Source organism: Fibrella musci, from assembly GCF_041321105.1.
Taxonomy (GTDB): Bacteria; Bacteroidota; Bacteroidia; order Cytophagales; family Spirosomataceae; genus Fibrella; species Fibrella musci.
This window is the reverse complement of the sequence record NZ_JBGGWD010000014.1, coordinates 1-2829: the sequence shown is the minus strand read 5'-3', so window position 1 is coordinate 2829 and position 2829 is coordinate 1. Positions and strand designations below refer to the sequence as shown.

Below are 2829 nucleotides of genomic sequence, written 5' to 3'. Positions count from 1 at the left end.
AACGCAGCAAAAGGGCACCCGGGGGATGCCTTGGCTTCTACAGGCGAGGAAGGACGTGGCAAGCGACGAAACGCTGCGGGGACCGGCTGGCACGGGGCGATCCGCAGGTATCCGAATGGGGCAACCCCATGATGTGAAGCATCATGATCACACCGTATGGTGATGAGGCGTACCCGCTGAACTGAAACATCTAAGTAGGCGGAGGAAGAGAAAACAAACAGTGAGGGCGTCAGTAGTGGCGAGCGAACGCGTCTTAGCCCAAACCAGTCCTGTTACGGCAGGGCTGGGGTTGTAGGACATTGTATCAAGCAGTGACACAAACACGAATGGTCTGGGAAGGCCAACCACAGGGGGTGAGAGTCCCGTAGTGATCGATTGTTGTTGTGGACGATGTATCCTGAGTAGGGGGGAGCCGGAGGGACTCCCTTTGAATCCGGCAGCACCATCTGCCAAGGCTAACTACTGTAGAAGACCGATAGGGAAGAGTACCGTGAGGGAACGGTGAAAAGGACTGGGAGTACCAGGGTGAAATAGAACCTGAAACCGGGTGCTTACAAGCGGTTGGAGCTTCGTTAGTGGAGTGACAGCGTGCCTTTTGCATAATGAGCCTACGAGTAACGGTCACTAGCAAGGTTAAGGGCGTGGACGCCCGGAGCCGAAGCGAAAGCGAGTCTGAACAGGGCGCTTAGTTAGTGGCTGTTGACGCGAAACTTGGTGATCTACCCATGGCCAGGTTGAAGGGGGGGTAACACCCCGTGGAGGACCGCACCGATAAACGTTGAAAAGTTTCCGGATGAGTTGTGGGTAGGGGTGAAAGGCCAATCAAACTGAGAAATAGCTCGTACTCTCCGAAATGTTTTTAGGAACAGCGTCTTGTGTTACCTCGCCAGAGGTAGAGCTACCGATTGGATGCGGGGGTGTCATAGCCTACCAACTTGAGTCGAACTCCGAATGCTGGCGAGGGTGCAGGGCAGTGAGGGGCAGGGTGCTAAGGTCCTGCTCCGAGAGGGGAACAACCCAGACCATCCGCTAAGGTCCCCAAGTGTGTGCTAAGTTGAACAAAGGTGGTCCGGCTGCCGAGACAGCCAGGAGGTTAGCTTGGAAGCAGCTATTCCTTTAAAGAGTGCGTAACAGCTCACTGGTCGAGCGGGGCGGGCATCGATAATAAACGGGCATCAAGCACATCACCGAAGCGGTGGATCATGCGCAAGCATTGATGGTAGGAGAGCATACGACAACCGGCGAAGTTGGGGCGTGAGCCCTGGTGGAGGGTGTCGTAGAGCAAATGTAGGCATAAGTAACGAGAAGACAGGTGGGAACCCTGTCCGCCGAAAGACCAAGGGTTTCCGGGCGACGGCAGTCAACCCGGAGTTAGTCGGGACCTAATGGCTTAGCGACAGCGACGGTCAGATGGACAACTGGTTAATAGTCCAGTACTACCCGCTAGTGTGACTCACTGACAAATTGTCCAACTCTGTGCGTTCTGCGGGAATAGAGCGCTGAGCGGCGGCTTCGGCCAAAGCGAACAGGGGACGATGGTTTCAAGAAAAGGTGACGAAACATCAGCTAGTGGGTACCCGTACCGCAAACCGACACAGGTGGTTGGGGTGAATAACCTAAGGCGCACGAGAGAATCATGGCCAAGGAACTCGGCAAGATAACCCTGTAACTTCGGGAGAAGGGGGGCCTACCCAGCAATGGGAGGTTGCAGAGCAAAGGCCCAGGCGACTGTTTACCAAAAACACAGGACTCTGCCAAATCGAGAGATGACGCATAGGGTCTGACACCTGCCCGGTGCTGGAAGGTTAAGGGGGGATGTTAGGGGCAACCCGAGGCATTGAACTGAAGCCCCAGTAAACGGCGGCCGTAACTATAACGGTCCTAAGGTAGCGAAATTCCTTGTCGGGTAAGTTCCGACCTGCACGAATGGTGTAACGATCTGGGCACTGTCTCAGCCATGAGCTCGGTGAAATTGTAGTAGCGGTGAAGATGCCGCTTACCCGCCACGGGACGGAAAGACCCCGTGCACCTTTACTATAGCTTAACATGGATCGCTGGTCTGGCATGTGTAGGATAGGCGGGAGGCGTTGAATCGGTGTCGCCAGGCATCGTGGAGCCACCCTTGAAATACCGCCCTTTTCAGACTGGCGGTCTAACCCCTAGCGGGGGACAGTGTTTGGTGGGTAGTTTGACTGGGGTGGTCGCCTCCGAAAGGGTAACGGAGGCTTCCCAAGGTTTGCTCAGGCCGGACGGTAATCGGTCGGGGAGTGCAATAGCAGAAGCAAGCTTGACAGTGAGGCAAACAGGCCGATCTGGTGCGAAAGCAGGGTATAGTGATCCGGTGGTACTGCATGGGTGGGCCATCGCTCAAAGGATAAAAGGTACGCCGGGGATAACAGGCTGATCTCCCCCAAGAGCTCACATCGACGGGGAGGTTTGGCACCTCGATGTCGGCTCGTCACATCCTGGGGCTGGAGAAGGTTCCAAGGGTTCGGCTGTTCGCCGATTAAAGTGGCACGCGAGCTGGGTTCAGAACGTCGTGAGACAGTTCGGTCCCTATCTGTGGTGGGCGTGGGATGATTGCGGGGATCTGACCTTAGTACGAGAGGACCGGGTTGGACGCACCGCTGGCGGATCGGTTGTCGTGCCCGCGGCACGGCCGAGTAGCTACGTGCGGAACGGATAAGCGCTGAAGGCATCTAAGTGCGAAACCGACCTCAAGATGAGTCATCTGTTAATAAAGGCTGTGAGAGACGATCACGTGGATAGGCGGCAGGTGGAGGTGTGGAGACACATGGAGCCGAGCCGTACTAATGAGCCTGAAAGGTT

General features: G+C 56.0%; 1 rRNA gene. It reads left to right on the top strand.

The features are described from left to right. Positions 1–7 precede the first annotated feature (7 nt). Positions 8–2829, top strand: a 23S ribosomal RNA gene (locus ACAW74_RS28675).